Source organism: Streptomyces apocyni (assembly GCF_009739465.1).
GTDB lineage: Bacteria > Actinomycetota > Actinomycetes > Streptomycetales > Streptomycetaceae > Streptomyces > Streptomyces apocyni.
Window position 1 is genome coordinate 329,848 of record NZ_WHOM01000033.1, and the last position, 17,394, is coordinate 347,241.

General features: G+C 71.1%; 12 protein-coding genes and 1 pseudogene. 10 read left to right on the top strand and 3 right to left on the bottom strand.

The features are described from left to right. The first annotated feature begins 1 nt into the window (after nt 1). The 3 genes from GCN81_RS02125 (at nt 2) to GCN81_RS02135 (ending at nt 3,340) form a co-directional block, all read left to right on the top strand. A complete protein-coding gene (locus tag GCN81_RS02125; RefSeq protein ID WP_156721670.1) occupies nt 2–751 on the top strand; it encodes a GntR family transcriptional regulator in 750 nt (249 codons plus the stop codon). Between the two features lie 114 nt (nt 752–865). Next, nucleotides 866–2,068, top strand: coding sequence for a type ISP restriction/modification enzyme (locus tag GCN81_RS02130; protein ID WP_197287442.1), 1,203 nt, complete (start codon nt 866–868; stop codon nt 2,066–2,068). Between the two features lie 81 nt (nt 2,069–2,149). After that, nucleotides 2,150–3,340 (top strand): CaiB/BaiF CoA transferase family protein, encoded by a 1,191-nt coding sequence (locus GCN81_RS02135; RefSeq protein ID WP_156721672.1) that lies wholly within the window; start codon nt 2,150–2,152, stop codon nt 3,338–3,340. A gap of 271 nt (nt 3,341–3,611) precedes the next feature. Here the strand turns inward: GCN81_RS02135 and GCN81_RS02140 are convergent, their stop codons facing one another. Next, entirely contained in the window at nt 3,612–3,881 is a 270-nt protein-coding gene (locus tag GCN81_RS02140) for a hypothetical protein (RefSeq protein ID WP_156721673.1), read from the bottom strand. A 353-nt stretch (nt 3,882–4,234) separates the two neighbouring features. Between GCN81_RS02140 and GCN81_RS02145 the strand changes: the two genes are divergently transcribed. Next, a complete protein-coding gene (locus tag GCN81_RS02145; RefSeq protein ID WP_156721751.1) occupies nt 4,235–5,914 on the top strand; it encodes a serine/threonine-protein kinase in 1,680 nt (559 codons plus the stop codon). 44 nt (nt 5,915–5,958) lie between these two features. Here the strand turns inward: GCN81_RS02145 and GCN81_RS02150 are convergent, their stop codons facing one another. Next, on the bottom strand, nt 5,959–6,774 hold the full coding sequence (locus tag GCN81_RS02150; protein ID WP_156721674.1) for an SGNH/GDSL hydrolase family protein: 816 nt from the start codon (nt 6,772–6,774) through the stop codon (nt 5,959–5,961). A 258-nt stretch (nt 6,775–7,032) separates the two neighbouring features. On the opposite strand from GCN81_RS02150, the gene GCN81_RS02155 reads away from it, so the two are divergent. The 6 genes and pseudogenes from GCN81_RS02155 (at nt 7,033) to GCN81_RS02180 (ending at nt 15,836) form a co-directional block, all read left to right on the top strand. After that, a complete protein-coding gene (locus GCN81_RS02155; RefSeq protein WP_231626300.1) occupies nt 7,033–7,422 on the top strand; it encodes a hypothetical protein in 390 nt (129 codons plus the stop codon). A 1-nt stretch (nt 7,423) separates the two neighbouring features. Next, entirely contained in the window at nt 7,424–8,536 is a 1,113-nt protein-coding gene (locus GCN81_RS02160; protein WP_156721675.1) for a GNAT family N-acetyltransferase, read from the top strand. Between the two features lie 407 nt (nt 8,537–8,943). Further along, nucleotides 8,944–9,756, top strand: coding sequence for a glycosyltransferase family 2 protein (locus GCN81_RS02165; protein ID WP_156721676.1), 813 nt, complete (start codon nt 8,944–8,946; stop codon nt 9,754–9,756). A gap of 35 nt (nt 9,757–9,791) precedes the next feature. After that, nucleotides 9,792–10,793: pseudogene (locus tag GCN81_RS02170) on the top strand (glycosyltransferase family 2 protein); the annotation flags it as partial. A gap of 308 nt (nt 10,794–11,101) precedes the next feature. Beyond that, entirely contained in the window at nt 11,102–11,875 is a 774-nt protein-coding gene (locus GCN81_RS02175) for a polysaccharide deacetylase family protein (protein WP_197287443.1), read from the top strand. Continuing rightward, nucleotides 11,868–15,836, top strand: coding sequence for a lipopolysaccharide biosynthesis protein (locus GCN81_RS02180; RefSeq protein WP_231626301.1), 3,969 nt, complete (start codon nt 11,868–11,870; stop codon nt 15,834–15,836). Before GCN81_RS02175 ends, GCN81_RS02180 begins: the two co-directional genes overlap by 8 nt. 39 nt (nt 15,837–15,875) lie before the next feature. On the opposite strand, the gene GCN81_RS02185 is transcribed toward GCN81_RS02180, so the two are convergent. Further along, nucleotides 15,876–17,288, bottom strand: coding sequence for a GH39 family glycosyl hydrolase (locus GCN81_RS02185; protein WP_156721678.1), 1,413 nt, complete (start codon nt 17,286–17,288; stop codon nt 15,876–15,878). Nucleotides 17,289–17,394: the final 106 nt, after the last annotated feature.

Here is a 17,394-nt window from a genome sequence, read left to right on the forward strand (position 1 = left end):
CGTGACCGCCTTTGCCCCGGACTCGATCGTCCTCAATCGCAAGTTGCCCCTCTGGTATCAGGTCTCCCAGTCGCTGCGGGCCTCGATTCTCGGCCGCTCGCCGGAGGCGCCGCTGCGGCTGCCCACCGAGGAACAGCTCGCGCTGCACTACGGCGTCAGCGTGCTCACCATGCGGCAGGCACTGAAGGAGCTGGAGGACGAGGGCCTGATCTCCCGGCACCGGCGGCGCGGCACCTTCATCGAGCCGAGCGCGCGGCGCGGCAGTCCTGTGCGGCTGCTCGGCTCGGTGGACGCGATCGTGGCCCAGCAGTCCGGTATGTCCACCGAGCTGCTCGACCACGGCACGGCCCCGGTGCCAGCCGAACTCGCCGAGTACTTCCCGGACACCAGCGGTGTCGCGACGTACCACCGGCTGCGCAGCGACGAGAAGACCGGCGAGCCGACCAACCACGCGCGTAACTACGTCCTCCCCGAGGTCGCCGAGCGCATCGACCTCGCCGATCTGGCGCGCTGGCCCATGACCAAGGTGCTGCGCGACGGGGTCGGGGTGCGCATCAGCCGCATCACCGACACCGTCGAGGCACGGCTCGCCGACCCGGAGACCGCGAGGCTCCTCCAAGTGCCGCTGCTCAGCCCGATCCTGCACTACACGGGCGTCACCTACGACGAGGAGGGCCGCGTCCTGGATGTGGCCCGCATCCACTACCGCGGCGATCGCTTCTCGTTCACGGTGACGCTGGACGCCCACTAGCTGGACCCACTCGCTGGACGCCCACTAGCCGGATACCCATTAGCCTGACGCCCACTAGACGCCCGCTCAGGCCGCCGTCCGGCCCACTGATCACGGTCGCCACCCGTGAGTACGATGCTGGGCGTGACGCACGACGACGCACCGCTGCTCGCGGACCTCATGCCGTGGTCCGTCGCACCGCTGCGGCTCGGCCGCGCCTGGCCGACAGCGCCGGACGCGGCATCCCTCAGGTCCCGCTGGGACGCCTTCGTCCGCGCTGAGGGCCCCGCCCGGGAGGCGCTGCTGCGGCCCAGCAGATCGCGCACCCTGCACAGCGCGGTCGCCCAGCTGCCCGGGCAGGCCTCGGGCACCGGCCGGCTCGCCCGCGCGTCGGGCCCCTGCCCCGAGCCCGTACGGGTGCTGCGCGGGCCGTTCGACGAGCAGTGGCTGATCCCCGACCACCGGCTGATCGACGCGGCCCGTCCTGAATTGTGGCGGGTCGCCGACGCCCACCAGTTGTTCCTGGTGGAGCAGGGATACGTTCCCGGCGCCGGTGGCCCCCCGCTGATCGCCACCGCGCTGCTCCCCGAGGGCCGCTCCCCCGCCGGGCGCCCCGGACGTATCCGTCCGCTGTACCGGCGGCCCGGTGGCGTCGAGCCGAACCTGGCGCCGGGGCTGCTGCGGCTGATCGGTGAGCGGCTCGGCGGGCCGGTCACCGCCGAGCAGTTCCTCACCTGGGCCCTGGCCGTGGCCTTGCCGACCGCGACCGCGACGGGCTGCCGGGTGCCGCTCCCCGCCGACCCGGACATCTGGGCGCATGGCGTGGAGCTGGGCCATCGCCTGCTCTGGCTCCAGCTGCGCACCGGGGAGCGCCCCAAACTCCCCGGCGGCCGCCGTCCGTACGTCCGCGCCCCGCTTCCGGCCCGGCCCGCCGAGCTGCTCTACGACCGCGATGAGGAGGCCCTGCTCATCGGCGAGGGCCGGATCTCGCCCGTACCTCCCGAGGCCTGGGACTTTCATGTGAGCGGGGTACGGCTGCTGGAGCACTGGTTCGCGCGGCGGACGGAACCGGCCGAGCCGGGCACGCTGGAGGCGATACGCCCGGCCACCTGGCCGCAGGGGTGGACGTCCGAGTTGCTGGAGCTGATCACCGTGCTGGCCCTGCTCGCCGAGCTGCGGCCCCGGCAGGAGGCGCTGGCGGCCGCCGTCGAGGGCGAGGTCACGGCGGCGGAGCTGCGCCGGGCCGGGGTCCTGCCGCCCCCGGAATCCGCGCTGCGGCCCGCCTCGGTACTCGACCACCCCGAGGAAGGTCCGGACGGGCAGTTCGCCCTGCTCTGAGCCGTCGGCGCGCGGGGGCTCACCAAGCTGACCGGCTCATGGGGTGACAAGAGCGGGGCAGCCGAGTAAGGATCGTGGCCTATGCAGCCACTTCCCCTGGACGGCATCACGGTCGTCGCCGTCGAGCAGGCCGTGTCGGCCCCCTTCGCCACCCGGCAGCTCGCGGACCTCGGAGCCCGGGTCATCAAGATCGAACGCCCGGACGGCGGCGACTTCGCCCGCGGCTACGACACCGCCGCGCGCGGCCTCGCCTCACACTTCGTCTGGACGAACCGCGGCAAGCACAGCCTCGCCATCGATCTCAAGGACCCCCGAGGGCTGGCGGCCGTGCGGCGCCTGATCGCGGACGCGGACGTGTTCGTGCAGAACCTCGCGCAGGGCGCGGCGGCCCGGCTCGGCCTGGACGCGGCCACCCTGTGCGCCCGGCATCCGCGGCTGGTCGCGGTGGACATCTCGGGCTACGGGGTGGGCGGCCCGTACGCCGACAAGCGCGCCTACGACATGCTCGTCCAGTGCGAGGCCGGTCTGGTCTCGGTGACCGGGACGCCGGAGCAGCCGGTGAAGGCCGGGATTCCGGCCGCCGACATCGCGGCCGCGATGTACGCGTACTCGGGTGTACTCGCGGCGCTGTTGCGACGGGCGACGACCGGGGTCGGCGGGCCGGTGGAGGTCTCGATGCTGGAGGCCCTGGCCGAGTGGATGGGGCATCCGCTGCACCATGCGATGCACGGCGGCGCACCACCGGCGCGCACCGGCCTGGCGCACGCCGTCATCGCGCCGTACGACGCCTTCCCGACGGCCGACGGCGCGCGGGTACTGCTGTCGGTGCAGAACGACCGGGAGTGGCGGCGGCTGGCCGAACAGGTCATGGTCAGACCGGAGTTGGCGCACGATCCGGCGTACGCGACGAACGCGGCCCGTACCGCGCACCGTGAGCAGACCAACGCGCTGGTCGCGAAGGCACTGGCGGAGCTGGACACCGACGAGGCGCTGCGGCGGCTGGAGGAGGCGGGGATCGCCTGTGCGCGGCTGCGGGATGTCGCCGACGTCGCCGCGCATCCGCAGTTGGCGGCCAGGGAGCGTTGGCGGGAGGTGGACTCACCGGCCGGGCCACTGCGGGCCATGCTTCCGCCGGTGACGATGCCGGGTGCGGTGGAGCCGGTGATGGGAGCGGTGCCCGCGCTGGGCCAGCACACGGAGGAGGTGCTGCGGGGCGTGGGGGTGACGGACGGGGAGATCGCCGCGATGCGCCGCGACGGTGTGATTGTTTGAGGGTACGGCGGGCGGCCGTGGCGGGAGCGGGCCACAGGAACGGGCCAGGCGTGAAGCCGGGGGGCTGGAGCTGGAGCCGGTGTGGAGCGGGAGCCAGAGTTCGAGCGGGAGTCGGGACTGGAGCGGGAGGTGTCTGGCGGATCAGGCCTGGTGGAGCGGGCGACGCTGCTCTGCGGGTCGCGCCCCGGCATGATCCGCCGGACACGCCCCGTGGTCGTGGGCCCGTGGTTCACGGGCCCAGACAACGGCCGCCTTCGCCCTGACAGCGGGCTCAGCGACCGCCGAAGAGCGTGCGGCTCAGCCGCCGCAGTGGCGCGAAGAGCGAGACCCGACGCATCCGCGCGCCCCGCCCCGTGCGCTCGTGCGCGACATCACGCGTGGTCAGCTCACGCATCAGCAACGTCGCCTCGACCGTCTCCCGCTGCGGGACGGCAGGTCCGCCCAGCACCGACAGATGACGGTCAAGACGAGAGCTGGTAGCGCTGCTCCCGCAGGTGATCGCAGGGACTCGCGCCCTGCTGCGCACTGTTATCTGTTCCATGTCACTCCCCACCCATACGAGGGCACCCGGCCCGGGCAGGCTAACCCTATCGCCCCTCAGTGACACTCGTGTATCCCGCCCACGGGATTCACCGCTCTCATAAGGATGTTGACAATAACTCTCCGAATCCGCCTGATTCCAGGCTGAGTTGGATTGCCCTGTCAGAGAGGGATGCAACCCCGCCCGACCAGGGTACTTTGGTGGAAAATCGCTCCACCGCGGATGGGGGTTCGCCTGTGAGCGACGACGCATCAGGAACCGCTGGCCAGCAGGGCCCAGGAGACAGTCCAGGAGACAGTGAGCGGGTGATCGCGGGCCGCTATCGGCTGCTCGCCAGGCTGGGCGCGGGCGGCATGGGTGTCGTATGGCGCGCCCGCGACGAGGTGCTGAAGCGCGAGGTGGCTGTCAAGGAGGTGCGCGCCCCGGGCGGGATTCCGCCGGAGGACGTGGAGCGGATGTACGCGCGCCTGGAGAACGAGGCCTGGGCCGCGGCCCGGATTTCGCATACCTCCGTGATCACGGTCTACGACGTGGTGACCGAGGACGGGCGCCCGTGGATCGTGATGGAACTGGTGCGCGGGCTGTCCCTGTCCGATGTCCTGGACGCCGAAGGGCCGATGCCCGCGCGGCGCGCCGCTCAGGTCGGCGCCGAGGTGCTCGCCGCCCTGCGCGCCGCGCACGCTGCGGACGTACTGCACCGCGACGTCAAGCCGGGCAACGTCCTGCTCGCCAACGACGGCCGGGTGGTCCTCACCGACTTCGGGATCGCGCGGCTTGAGGGCGCCTCGCATCTGACCGTCACCGGCGAGCTGGTCGGTTCACCCGAGTTCGTGGCTCCGGAGCTGGCGATAGGCCGGACGCCTACCCCCGCGTCGGACCTGTGGTCACTGGGTGTGCTGCTGTACGCGGCGGTCGAGGGGCACTCCCCGTTCCGGCAGGACACCCCGTGGTCGACGCTGCGCGCGGTCGTCGAGGACGAGCTGCCGCCGCCCAGCCGGGCCGGGGCACTGACCCCGGTCATCGAGGGGTTGCTGCGCAAGGAACCCGCCGAGCGGCTCTCCGCGGCGGACGCCGAGCGCGCGCTGCGGAGCGTGGCCACGGGTGGTGCGCCGCCGCCTGGGCCGGGTCTCGACGCGGAGTCGGACCCGCACCGTCGGCCGACGGTCACCACCCCGTCCCCCGTACCGCCACCACCCCCTGGTCCCGGTTCCCACACCCAGCCGGGCTCCTCGGACTCGCATCCGAACCCGGCGCCTGACCCCGCGCCTGACCCACCCCGCCCCCGGCGCGCCCTGCTGCTGATCGCGGGACTCGCGGCGCTGGTCCTCGCCCTCGGCGGCCTGACGTACGCCCTCATGGACGGCGGCGGAGGCGGTGGCGGCAGCGGGAATGGGGGAGGTTCAAACGGCGGGAGTTCCACCGGCGGGGACGGCTCGGGCGGCGGTGGTGACAGCGGTGGTTCAGACGGCGGTGGCGACAGCGGCGGTACGGACGGCGGTTCCGGCGGGAACGGTGGCGACACCGGGGGCACCAACAACGGCGCCAGCAACGGCACCACCCAAGGGGGCGATACCGGTAGCGGGGACAACGGCGGAGGCCACAACGGCGGCGGAGACACCGGTGGAGACGGCGGCCCGACCACCCATCCCCCACACACCGTCGAGGTGTCCGTCACCGCGACCAACGACAGCTACTCCGGCCCGTGCCCGCCCCCCGCGGCCCAGGCGCCGTCCTTCACCGCGTCGTTCACCGTGGGCCGCACCCCGGTCACCGTCGAGTACCGCTGGCTGACCAAGACCGGCCAGCCGACCAACCCCGGCTGGAAGACCCTCCAGTTCGCCGACGGCGGGGACAAGACACAGCAGGTGAACCACACGGAGCTGGGCCACGATCCGGACGGCACCCTGGACAACGAGATCAGCGTGGAGGTTCGCGACCCGGTGACCGAGAAGTCCAACGCCGTGGCGTACTCCGTGACCTGCGAACAGGAGCCCCCGACCAGCGGAGGCTCCTCCTACGCACCGAACAGTTAGGCCATCCGTCAGGCCGTCCGTCAGGCCAGCGGTCAGACCAGCGGTCAGGCAGCGGCGGCGAAGGTCGGCAGGTAGCCGCCCGACTGTCCGGCCGCGGTGGGGTGGTACGACTCTCCGATGTTGCCCCAGTTCACACTGTGCAGCCAGGAGTTGCCGGAGCAGATCTCGTGTCCGGTGAAGGCCGGAGTGACGTCGGCGAAGGTGAAGCCGTGGTCGGCGGCGCGCTTGGCGGTGGCGGCGTTCAGGTAGTCGGCGGCGCCGTTGATGGCGGAGCGCTTGGTCTCGGACAGCCCCAGCCAGCAGCCACCGCCCAGCTTGTAGAAGCGCGGGTAGCCCAGGACGACCACATGGGCGTTGGACGCCTTGGCGTCGATGGCCGAGTAGACCGTGTCGAGGCGGCCGGGAAGGGTGGTGTCGACGTACTGCTTGGCCTCGGCGATACGGCTCAGGCAGACGCTGTCGGAGTTGAGGACGCAGGTGAGCATGACGTCGGCGAAGCCCGCGTCATTGCCGCCAACCGAGATCGAGACGAGCCCGGTCGACGCGCTCAGGGGTGCGAGCTGGGAGTTGACCACATCAGTGGTACGGGCCCCGGAGCAGGCGGTGAAGTGGAACGTCGAGGGCGAGTTGGCGGCCGCCCAGAGCGCGGGATAGGCGCGGGTGCTGCGCTTGCAGTCGCCGCTGCCGCTGTCGTAGTTACCGGCCCCGACCCCCGATGAGTAGGAGTCCCCGAGCGCCACATAGCCGGTCGCTGCCGCCTGTTCGGCGTCGGCGGAGTAGGCCGCACTCGCCCCGGCGAGGGTGAGCCCGGCGGCGAGGAGGAGCGAGGACAGGTATGCCGTGATTCGGGATAATCTCATGGAACCTCCTTTAGCAGGATCACTGCCACAACTGTGGTACCACCCACCTCATTTCGTGGATAGTGTCCATGCCAAGAAGTTTCGGTACAGAAGAGTTCCCTATGTACAGGTTTAAACGAACGGCACTGTTGAGCAGTTCAACTTCCTTACCGTGTCCGGCAAGTGACCCTCCGTCGAACCATGGGCGTCCTTGACGCGCCACCGCCGGTTGCGCGACATTGAAGCCCGCATCCGACGCTTCGGGGGGAAAAGTCGCGTATGCAGCACACCAGTGACCCACCCGACCACCTGCCGATGTACACCCTGGCCGGAGCGGCGGTCGCCGTCACGGCGGTGGGCGGCGTGCTCGCACTCGCCGACCTGGACACCTCACTGCGCGGCCCGTTCGCGCTCTTCTTTCTCCTCGCCGCGCCCGGCGGCGCGGTCGCCCTCGCCCTGCGGGGGCTGGAACCATGGGGCCGCCTGGTGGCGTCATCGGCGGCAGCGGTAGCGGTCAATCTCCTGGTCGCCCAGGCCATGTTGGCCCTGCGACTGTGGTCGATACGTGGCGGGATCACGGCAGTCGCCGTGATCAGCCTCCTGATTCTGGTACTCACCCTGGTGCGCCACCCGCACGGTGGCCGCACAGCGAGAAGACGGACTCCATGACGTGGACATCAGCGTGCACCGCCCCGGTGAGCTGACCGCCGCCGACCGGGCGGCCTGGACAGCCTTACAGTCCAAGGCCCACTTACAGGGCACACCCGAGCTGGCCAACCCGTTCCTGTCACCCGAGTTCGCCCTCGCCGTGAGCCACTGTCGCCGTGGGGTGCGGATCGCGGTCGTACGAGAGGGCGGTGAGCCCGCGGCCTTCCTGCCGTACCAGCGCTCCCGCACGGGTGTTGGCCGGGCCGTCGGCCTGGGCGTCTCCGACTGCCAGGGGCTGGTGCACCGGGCGGGCCTGAGGTGGGACGCCCGGGAGCTGCTCGCGGCCTGCGGGCTCGCCGTATGGGAGTTCGACCACCTGGTACAGGGCCAGCCGCCGTTCGCGGCCTTCGCGGCGGCCGACTTCGCGTCGCCGGTCATGGACGTCGATCAGGGGTACCCGGCCTACCTCGCCGAACTGCGCGCGAGGTCACCGAAGTTCGCCAGGACCACCCTCGCCAAGGAACGCAAGCTGGGCCGGGACGCGGGCGAGGTGCGCTATGTCCACGACGAGCGCGACCCCGAGGCGCTACGCGTCCTGATGGCCTGGAAGTCCGCGCAGTACCGCAGAACCGGGCGCGGCGACCGCTTCGCGCATCCCTGGATCACCCAGCTCGTCCAGCGGCTCTTCCACACCCGGCCGATGCCGTCCGGCGGGCTGCTCTCGGTGCTCTACGCGGGCGAGCGGCCGATCGCCGCGCACTTCGGGCTGCGTTCCGAGCGGGTGCTCGCCTGCTGGTTTCCCGCGTACGACCCGGAGTACGCCAAGTACTCCCCCGGACTGATCCTGCATCTGCGGATGGCCGAGGCGGCTGCCGCCGACGGCATCGCCTACCTCGATCTCGGCCGGGGCCAGAAGGAATACAAGGACTCCCTCAAGACGCGTGAGCTGACCGTGTCCGAGGGCTGGGTGACACGACGTCACCCCGTGGCGATCGGGTACCGGGCGCGTCGCGTACCGGTCCGCGCGCTGCGTAACACCGTGGTGTCCAGGCCCGAGTTGTTCGAGCCTGCCGATCGACTGCTCAAGCGCGTCGGAAAGATCCGCTCAATGAGAAAGATCCGTTCAAGAGAATGAAGACCGAAAGGAGAAAGCACCGGCCACGGCATTCCATGATCCATTAACGCCGGCGCAAAAAACGCCAAAGCCAATAAATGCGAGTCCTTGTTCCAGGTCTTGCCATAGCGGCCTAGTTATCAATACCGTCATACATTCACCCGCACCGGACCATCATGCACGCGGCTCTAGGGGAGGGCTCAAGAACCGCGGTGGTCATCGGCGTGGGGCGCGGTAGGGGGGTGCCGTGCTCGGTGACGTCATGTGCCGAGTCGCGTGCCATGCGGTCAGTTTTCCCAGCTCACCAGGTAGTCCGGTGTTCCGTTCCGGCATGCCGTCATGCCCTGGTGAGGCCCCCTCTTTCGAACCGGAAACTCATCCGGACTGCCCGGGGGCGGGCGGTCCACCGGACGAGAGGGAAAAGACTCGTGAGCTCTTCTGTACGCCCGGCGATACCGGGCAAGGACGCATTACCGTACCGGCTGATCTCCACTCACCTCGCGATAGCGCCACCGGTGAGTGTCGTGATCCCCGCGATGAACGAGGCGGAGAATCTCCCGTACGTCTTCAAGACGCTGCCCGACTGGATACACGAAGTGGTCCTGGTCGACGGGAACTCCACGGATGACACCGTGCGGGTGGCCCGGGAGCTGCGGCCGGATGTCAAGGTCGTGAAGCAGCGCGGCACGGGCAAGGGGGATGCCCTGATCACCGGCTTCGCGGCCAGCACCGGCGACATCATCGTGATGGTCGACGCGGATGGTTCGGCTGACGGAGAGGAGATCGTCTCGTATGTCTCGGCGCTGGTCTCCGGCGCCGACTTCGCCAAGGGCTCCCGCTTCGCCAACGGCGGTGGCACCGACGACATGACGCCCATCCGCAAGCTGGGCAACCACGTCCTGTGCGCCGTCGTCAACGCCAAGTTCGGCGCCCGCTACACCGATCTCTGCTACGGCTACAACGCGTTCTGGCGGCACTGCCTCGACCAGATCGACCTCGACTGCACCGGCTTCGAGGTCGAGACGCTGATGAACATCCGGGTGGTCAAGGCCGGGCTGAAGGTGCAGGAGATCCCCAGCCACGAGTACCTCCGCATCCACGGCACCAGCAACCTGCGGGCGGTACGGGACGGCCTACGGGTGCTCAGGGTGATCCTCAAGGAGCGCTCGAGCCGCCGGGCGCTGCGCCTGCGCACCCGGACGGCCGCGGAGCTGCGCGCCGGGCGAGGGGTGGCGCCTTGAGCCACCAGAGCGACGGCAGCCACCGGGAGATGTCCATGGAAGTCCCCATGGAGATCCCCATGGACATCTCCGTGGTGATCTGCGTGTACACCGAGGAGCGCTGGGAGGACATCCTCGCGGCGGTCTCCTCGGTGCGCGCGCAGTCCCTGCCCGCACGGGAGACGCTGCTGGTCGTGGACCACAACCCGCGGCTACTGGCCCGGCTCAGCCGGGAGTTCCAGGGCGTGGACGTAGGCGAGGAGGTGCGGGTGCTCGCGAACGCGGGTCCCCGCGGCCTCTCCGCGGGCCGCAACACCGGCATCGCCGCCTGCCGCGGCGAGATCGTCGCCTTCCTCGACGACGACGCCGTCGCCGAGCGGGACTGGCTCAGATACCTCGCCTCGGGGTACGAGGACCCCCGGGTCCTCGCGGTCGGCGGCCGCACCGAGCCCATCTGGGGCTCGGGGCGCCGCCCCGCCTGGTTCCCCGAAGAGTTCGACTGGGTCGTCGGCTGTACGTACCGGGGGCTGCCGCGTGGCCGGGTCCAGGTGCGCAACGTACTGGGCGGCAACGCGTCCTTCCGGCGGTCGGCCTTCGACATCGCGGGGGGCTTCGCGACCGGCATCGGCCGCGACGGCGACAAGCGGCCGCTGGGCTGCGAGGAGACCGAGCTCTGTATCCGGCTGGCCAACGCCAGGCCGGACGCGGTGCTGCTGATCGACGACCGGGCGGTGATCCACCATCGGGTGCCCGTGGTCCGTGAGCGGCTGCGCTACTTCCGTTCGCGATGTTACGCCGAGGGGCTGTCCAAGGCGCTGGTGGCGCGAAGTGTGGGAAGAGGTAAGGGACTTGAGTCGGAGCGCCGCTACACCACGCGGGTACTGCCCGCCGGAGTGGGCCGCGGCGTACGGGACGCGCTGCTCGGCCGCCCGGGTGGCGCGGGGCGGGCGGGCGCGATCGTGACGGGGGTGGCCGCGGCGGCGGGCGGGTACATGCTCGGCAGCATCCGCGCCCGGCGCGCTGGCGTGTCCTTCGCGGGAGCGGAGACGGCGGTCGCCGGGGGCGGGGCCGGTGTCGGCGTCGGCGTCGGCGTCGGCGTCGGGGGTACGGGGTCACCGCCCCGGACCCGAACGGCGCCTAAGGCCCCGCCATCCAAGGCCCCGCCGCCACTAACGGGCCAAGCGCCGCTGTCGGACACGGCGCCGTCGCCGGACCAAACGCCGCTCACGAACCAAGCGCCGCCCCGGGACCAGACGCCGCCGCGGGAGCATGCGCCGCCGTCCGACCCGGCGCCGTGGCCGGTCCAAACACCACCGTCGGACGCGGGGGAAGGGGGCGTCGCGTGAGATCCGCTGTGCCCGTGCTGATGTACCACGCCGTGGCGCGGACGCCCATGCTCGCGACCCGCGACCTGTCCGTGTCACCCGACGCCTTCGCCGCGCAGATGGCGGTGCTCGCCGAACGCGGATTCACCCCGCTCACCACGAGCGCCCTCGCGGCGGCCTGGCGCGGCAGCGGACAGCTCCCGCCCCGGCCCGTACTGATCACCTTCGACGACGGGTACGCGGGCGTGCACGGCCACGCTCTTCCGGCCCTGGCCGAACACGGCTTCCCGGCGACGGTGTTCGTGTCCACGGGCTGGCTACGCGGGCCGTACGACACCGGGGGCGCCCCGGACACCATGCTCGACTGGCCCCAGGTGCGGGCGCTCGCGGCGGCCGGTGTCGAGATCGGCGGGCACAGCCACACCCATCCCCAGCTCGACCAGCTCGACGACGACGCGCTCTGGTTCGAACTCCTGCGCTGCCGGGAGATCATCGGCGACGAACTCGGCACCCGGCCGGAGTCCTTCGCCTACCCGTACGGCTACTCCAGCCGACGCGTACGGCGCGCCGTACGCGACGCAGGGTTCCGGCAAGCCCTGGCGGTGGGCAACGCGCTCGGTCAGCGCCGCCAGGGGCCGTACGCGATCCGGCGGCTGACCGTACGCCGCGGCACCTCAACAGAGGCCTTCACCCGCATCGTTGAGGGGCAGGCGATCGGGCGCAGCTTCGCCGCGCAGCATGCCCTGACGCAGGGATACGCCATGGTCCGCCGAACCCGACGAGCGTACGGGAAGGCCTTCCCCACTCGTGACTGACACCACCACCCAGGCCGGGGTCACGGCGAGCGAGCCAACCGGGACGGCGCGACGGGCACCGTCCGCCCGACGGCTGGGCCTGCGACTGCCACGGCGAGGCGGCGGAGGCGGAGGTGGAGGCGGCGATCCGCTGTTCCGCAACGCGTACGCCCTGATGCTCAACACCTGCATCAGCGGGGTGCTGGGACTCGGCTTCTGGCTGGCCGCCGCCCGCTACTACTCGGATACCGCGGTCGGCCAGGGCTCGGCGGCGATCGCCGCGATGAAGCTGCTGGCCGGGCTCACCGCGGTGACGCTCACCGGAGCGGTGGCCCGCTTCATCCCGATCGCGGGCCGCGCCACCGGGAGATTCATCTTCCGTACGTACGCGGGCAGTTCGCTGCTCGTGGCGGTCGCGGCCGGGATCTTCCTGCTCACGCTGGACCTGTGGGGACCCTCGTACAGGTTTCTGCACGGGCCGTTGAACGGCCTCGGGTTCCTGCTGGCGGTCGTCGCCTGGTCGGTGCTGACGCTCCAGGACGGGGTGCTGACCGGGCTGCGCAGCGCGCTCTGGGTGCCCGTCGGGAACACCGTCTTCTCGGTGGTCAAGCTGGTGCTCCTGATCGTGTTCGCCGCCGCGATCCCGACGGCCGGGGTGTTCGTCTCCTGGGTCGCCGCGATCGGGGTGTCCGTACTGCCGCTGGGCTGGCTGGTCTTCCGGCGCCTGGTGCCACGTCATGTGAAGGCGACCGAGGGTAAGTCAACGCCGCCGACCGCGCGCGAGCTCGGCCGCTTCCTGGCCGGTGACTACACGGGGGCGCTCTTCTCGCTCGCCGTGGTCTACCTGCTGCCGGTGATCGTCGCCGCGCAGGTGACCTCGGTCGACAACGCGTACTTCTACATCACCGCCACGATCGCTGGAACGGTCAATCTGCTCGCCATCAACATGGGTGCCTCGCTCACCGTGGAGGGCGCGCACGATCCGGCGCGGCTGGCGGCGAACTGCCGGGCCGCACTGCGCCGGATGGCACGGATCATGCTGCCGGTGTGCGGGGCGCTGTTCTTCGGCGCTCCGTACATTCTGGGGGCGTTCGGCCAGGGGTACGCGGATGCGGCGACCGGGCTACTGCGGGTGTTCGCGGTCGGCGCGTTGCTGCGGGTCGTCATCGAGACGTACTTCGCGGTGCTGCGCGCCCAGAGCCGTACGTCCGGGCTCGCGTACCTGCAGGGCGCGCTGTGTGTGCTGGTGCTCGGGCTGACGCTGCTGCTGCTCCCCAGGATGGGGCTGATCGGCGCGGGCATCGCGGAGGTCTCCAGCCTCGCGCTGATCGCTACGATCGCCGGGTTCAAGCTGTACCGCATCGTCAGGTCGGTGCCGCCGGGGGCGGGGCGCCCGGCATCGGTCGCGCCCGACGGCGACCTCGCCGACCTGGGTACGGCGGAGTCCGACAGCGGTACGGTCCGGCTGACCAAGGACACCGGGCAGCGCCCGACCTGGGCGCTGCGGCGGGTGTTCGACGCGTCGACCCTGGAGCTCGGGGTACGGGCCGACATCGACCATCAGGAGCGCCGCCCCGATCTCCGCGCGGGCCCGGGCGAGACCGGAGCGGACGCGCCCGCGACGCGGGACGCTGACGAAGACGAGGACAGGGACAGGGACAGGGACGGCGCGCCCGCCCAGGACAGTGGACCCGCCCCGGACAGCGGGACCGTCCAGATCCGAGGGCTCTTCTTCGGAGACGTCCAGCCGGGAGCGCGCGGCGCCCACCTCAAGGACACCGGGCCACCGGTCGCAGGAGACGCGGAGGAACACCGGCCCACCTGGGCCCTCAACGCCCCGCTAGCGCCGCCCGCGCCCAGGCCCGGCTCCACCCCGGAGCCGGAGCCGTCCGGTGAGCGGAGCGCGGACCTCGCCCACGCGCCGAGCCCAGCCACGCCCCCGCCCAGCCCGAAGCCCACACCCACACCCCACAGCTGGCGGCGGACCTACGGCATCGGGGCGCTGCTCGCCGCCGCCCTGGCGCTGTTCTGGGTGCCCGTCCTCGGCATGAGCGAGGCCGACCTGGAGGCCATGGGCGGGCTCGGTCTCATCTCCGTACTGCCGCCCGCGACCCTGCTCGGCGCGGCCCTGCTGGTCGTCGCGTTCGCCTCGCTGCTGTGGCACGAGCGGCCGCACCGGGTGCTGCTCACCCTCGTACTGCTGGCGACGCTGGTGTCCCTGCACGCGCTGCCCGCGGTGATCGAGGCCGAGCCACGGTTCGCCACGGCCTGGCAGCACCTGGGCTTCCTGGAGTACATCGACCGGACCGGGACGGCCGCGCCCGACCTGGACGCGCGCTTCAGCTGGCCGGGCTTCTTCGCCGCTGCGGTCTTCGTCGCCGAGGCCTGCGGGGTCTCGGACCTGAGTGGAGTGATCCGCTGGTGGCCGCTGGCCATCCAACTGCTGTATCTGCCGCCGATGTTCCTGCTGACGCGCTCGATGCGAGCGGGCTGGCGCGCGCGGTGGACCGGCGTCTGGATCTTCGTGCTGAGCGGCTGGGTGGGACAGGACTACTTCTCGCCGCAGGGCTTCACCTTCCTGCTGTACCTGGTCTTCGTGGCGATCCTGCTGGCGTGGTTCCGGGCTCCCCGCATGCTGTGGGCCAAACGGCGGCCCGGCGAGGCGGAGGTGCTGCCCAGCACCCGCGGCCAGCGCACCGTACTGCTGCTCGTGCTGCTGGCGCTGTTCGCCGCGACCGTCCCGGCGCACCAGCTCACGCCGTTCGTGATGCTCGGGGTGCTCGCCGTGCTGGTTCTGGTGGGCCGCTCGGAGCTGCGCGGGCTGCCGATCCTGTTCGGGGTGCTGGTGGCCGTGTGGGTGGGCTTCTTCGCCGAGCCGTACTGGTCGGGGCATTTCGACGAACTGTTCGGCGGGGTCGGCGGCGTGGGCGGCAATGTCACCTCGTCGGTCGCGGGCCGGATCGAGGGCGGCAGCTCCACCCATCAGCTGGTGCTCTACGCGCGCGTGGCGCTGGCTGGTTCGGTGCTGGCGCTGGCCTGCTGGGGCTGGCTGCGGCGCCGCGCCCACCGGTACGCCGAGCGCTCGCTGCTCGTCCTCACGTTCGTGCCGTTCCTGGGCTTCGGCATGCAGTCGTACGGCGGCGAAATGGCCCTGCGCGTCTTTATGTTCGCCCTGCCGGGGGCAGCCCTGCTCGCGGGCCTCGCGCTGTTCCCGCGCACCGGCGTCACGGCACAGGAGCGCGACCGGGACCGGGTGAGCCTGGCTCCACTGGCCGCGCTCCTCGCGGGGCTGATCCTGGTCGGCGGCTTCCTGATCGCCCGTTGGGGCAACGAGCCCTTCGAGCGGGTACGCGGCGGTGAGGTCGCGGCCATGGAGTACGTGTACGAGCATGACCGGCCGACCGCGCGGCTGCTGTGGATGAGCGATAACACCGAGGTCAATGTGACGCCCGCGATGCCCTGGGGCAGCAGGGACATGGAGCGAGTGCGGTACGTGCCCACGCTGGCGCCGCCCGACCCGGTGCTGGTCTCCGGCCTGGTGAAGGCCCTCAAGGACGCGGGCCCCAACTCGTACCTGATGGTCAACCGGGGGCAGTCGACCTACCTGTACATGGACGCGGGCTATCCACGGAACTGGGAGACCCGGGTGCTCCGCAGTCTCGACGCCCGGCCGGAGCTGACGAAGGTGTTCGCGCACGACGACGCCTCCCTCTACGCGCTGAAGACGCAGCCGAGGGGGCCGGTGGAGCAGCCCGCTCCGGGGCCCCCTGGCCCCAGGGTGACCTGGACGCCGTGGTCGGTGGTGGGGGCCTTCGCGGCGGTGGCGCTGATCGCGCTGCTGACGGCGCGCGAGGTGGTACGGGTGTCAGTGCGGCCGAGTGCGCGGCGACTGCGGTGGCTGCAAGGGACGTTCTGGTTCGCGCTGCCGCTGCTGGCGGTGCTGGTGGCTTCGCTGGTGCAGCGGTTCGTGACGCTGGTGTAGGCGGCGGTTCGTGACGACGGTGTAGGCGCTGGTGCCTCTTCAGCGCTTGAGCCACTTCACCTCGTGGCCGCGCAGGTCGACGCTCTCACCGTCGATGCGCGCGATGATCGGACGGTCGAGGGTGTTCACCACCAAGGCGACCTGGTCGTCCGCGATGACCCGGACGTCCGACGCGTCGTCCTCGGCCGCGATGTCCACCGTCTCGTAGGACGTGCCCGGCGGGAACTCCCGGTGAAAGCGGGAGATGAGCTCCAGCATCGGCAGACCGCTGCCGCCGTCGCTCAGTTCGGTGGACCGCCACAGGCAGCCCGCGCAGGAGGCGCCCTTGTTCTGCGGGTTCCAGTAGAAGCCGGTGGACGCCCCGCCCTTGGCCATGGCGATCAGTCCTGAGGCGTGGACGGCGACCCGGTGCGATTCCTCCCAGCCCGCGCGCGCGTCCTGGGCGTCGCCCGGCTCGACGTAGTACTCGGCCCACCACAGCGGCAGGTCGCCGGTCTGCTCGCGCACCCAGCGGCCGACAGCCGTGAGCTTCTCGGTGGCCCGGAACGCGTCAGGAAGCAGCTCGTCGTCGACGGTGTAGCTGGAGCCGTCCACGACCACGAAGTCGGCTCCCTTCTTGTGCTCGTTCCAGTAGCGGAAGGCGTCCAGGACCCTCTGGTCGGCGCTCCCCCAGGGGCCCTTGAGCTCGGTGGAGGCGTTCTGCCGCTGGCGTGGGTCGAGGCTGTCCATGACCAGATAGGGACCGCCGACCATGATGTCCTTGTCGACCTTCTTCAGCGCGTCGTGGACCAGGTTGTAGAGCTCGGTGTAACCCTCGTGGTCCCAGCGGCCCTTGTCCGCGTCCCAGAAGCCCTTGAACTCGTTCCAGACGACAAAGTGACGTACGTCGGGATAGCGCTTGGCGACGGTGGCGGCGAGTCGCGCGAAGTCCTTGTAGTGGGCGCGTACGGGGGCCTTCTCGACCTGGTCCCAGTCGGTGTTGTCGACGCCCGGCTCGCCGCCTTTCATCCAGTCCGGTGCGCAGCACAAGGTGATCACCGGGGTGCCGCCGGTGGCGCGGACGAAGTCCATCCGGCGGTCTATCGCGGCGAAGTCGTAGTGCCCTGGGACGGGTTCGGGGTTGTCGGCGCCCCAGCCCATGATGTGCTGGATCTGCGGAAGCGGCTGCTTGGCCAGCAGCTTCTCGGCTCGCTGGACGGCGGCGGCCTCGCCCTCGTCCGCGCTGTTGGCGGTGTGGGTGAAGCCCCAGCCGAGTTCGGGGCTTGGCTTCCCGGGAGGTGTCACGGGCGTGCCGTGGACCTTGTCACCGTCGGTGGTGGTCCCTGCCGTCGAACCGCCGCTGTCACGCGGGGAGCTGAGGGTCACGACCAGGGCCAGTACGGCCAGCCCCACACCGAACAGCGCGGCGAGCCGCCACCGCCGTACCCCCGTGTCCCACCCATGACGTCCCATCAGAAGCCATGGTATCCGGGGGAGTTGTCCCAGCGGCGGGGTTCGCCGCCACAGGTCGGTAACGAGGCCGCGGCGGGCCTGGGGAAATCCGGTGCGCGAGGTGGCC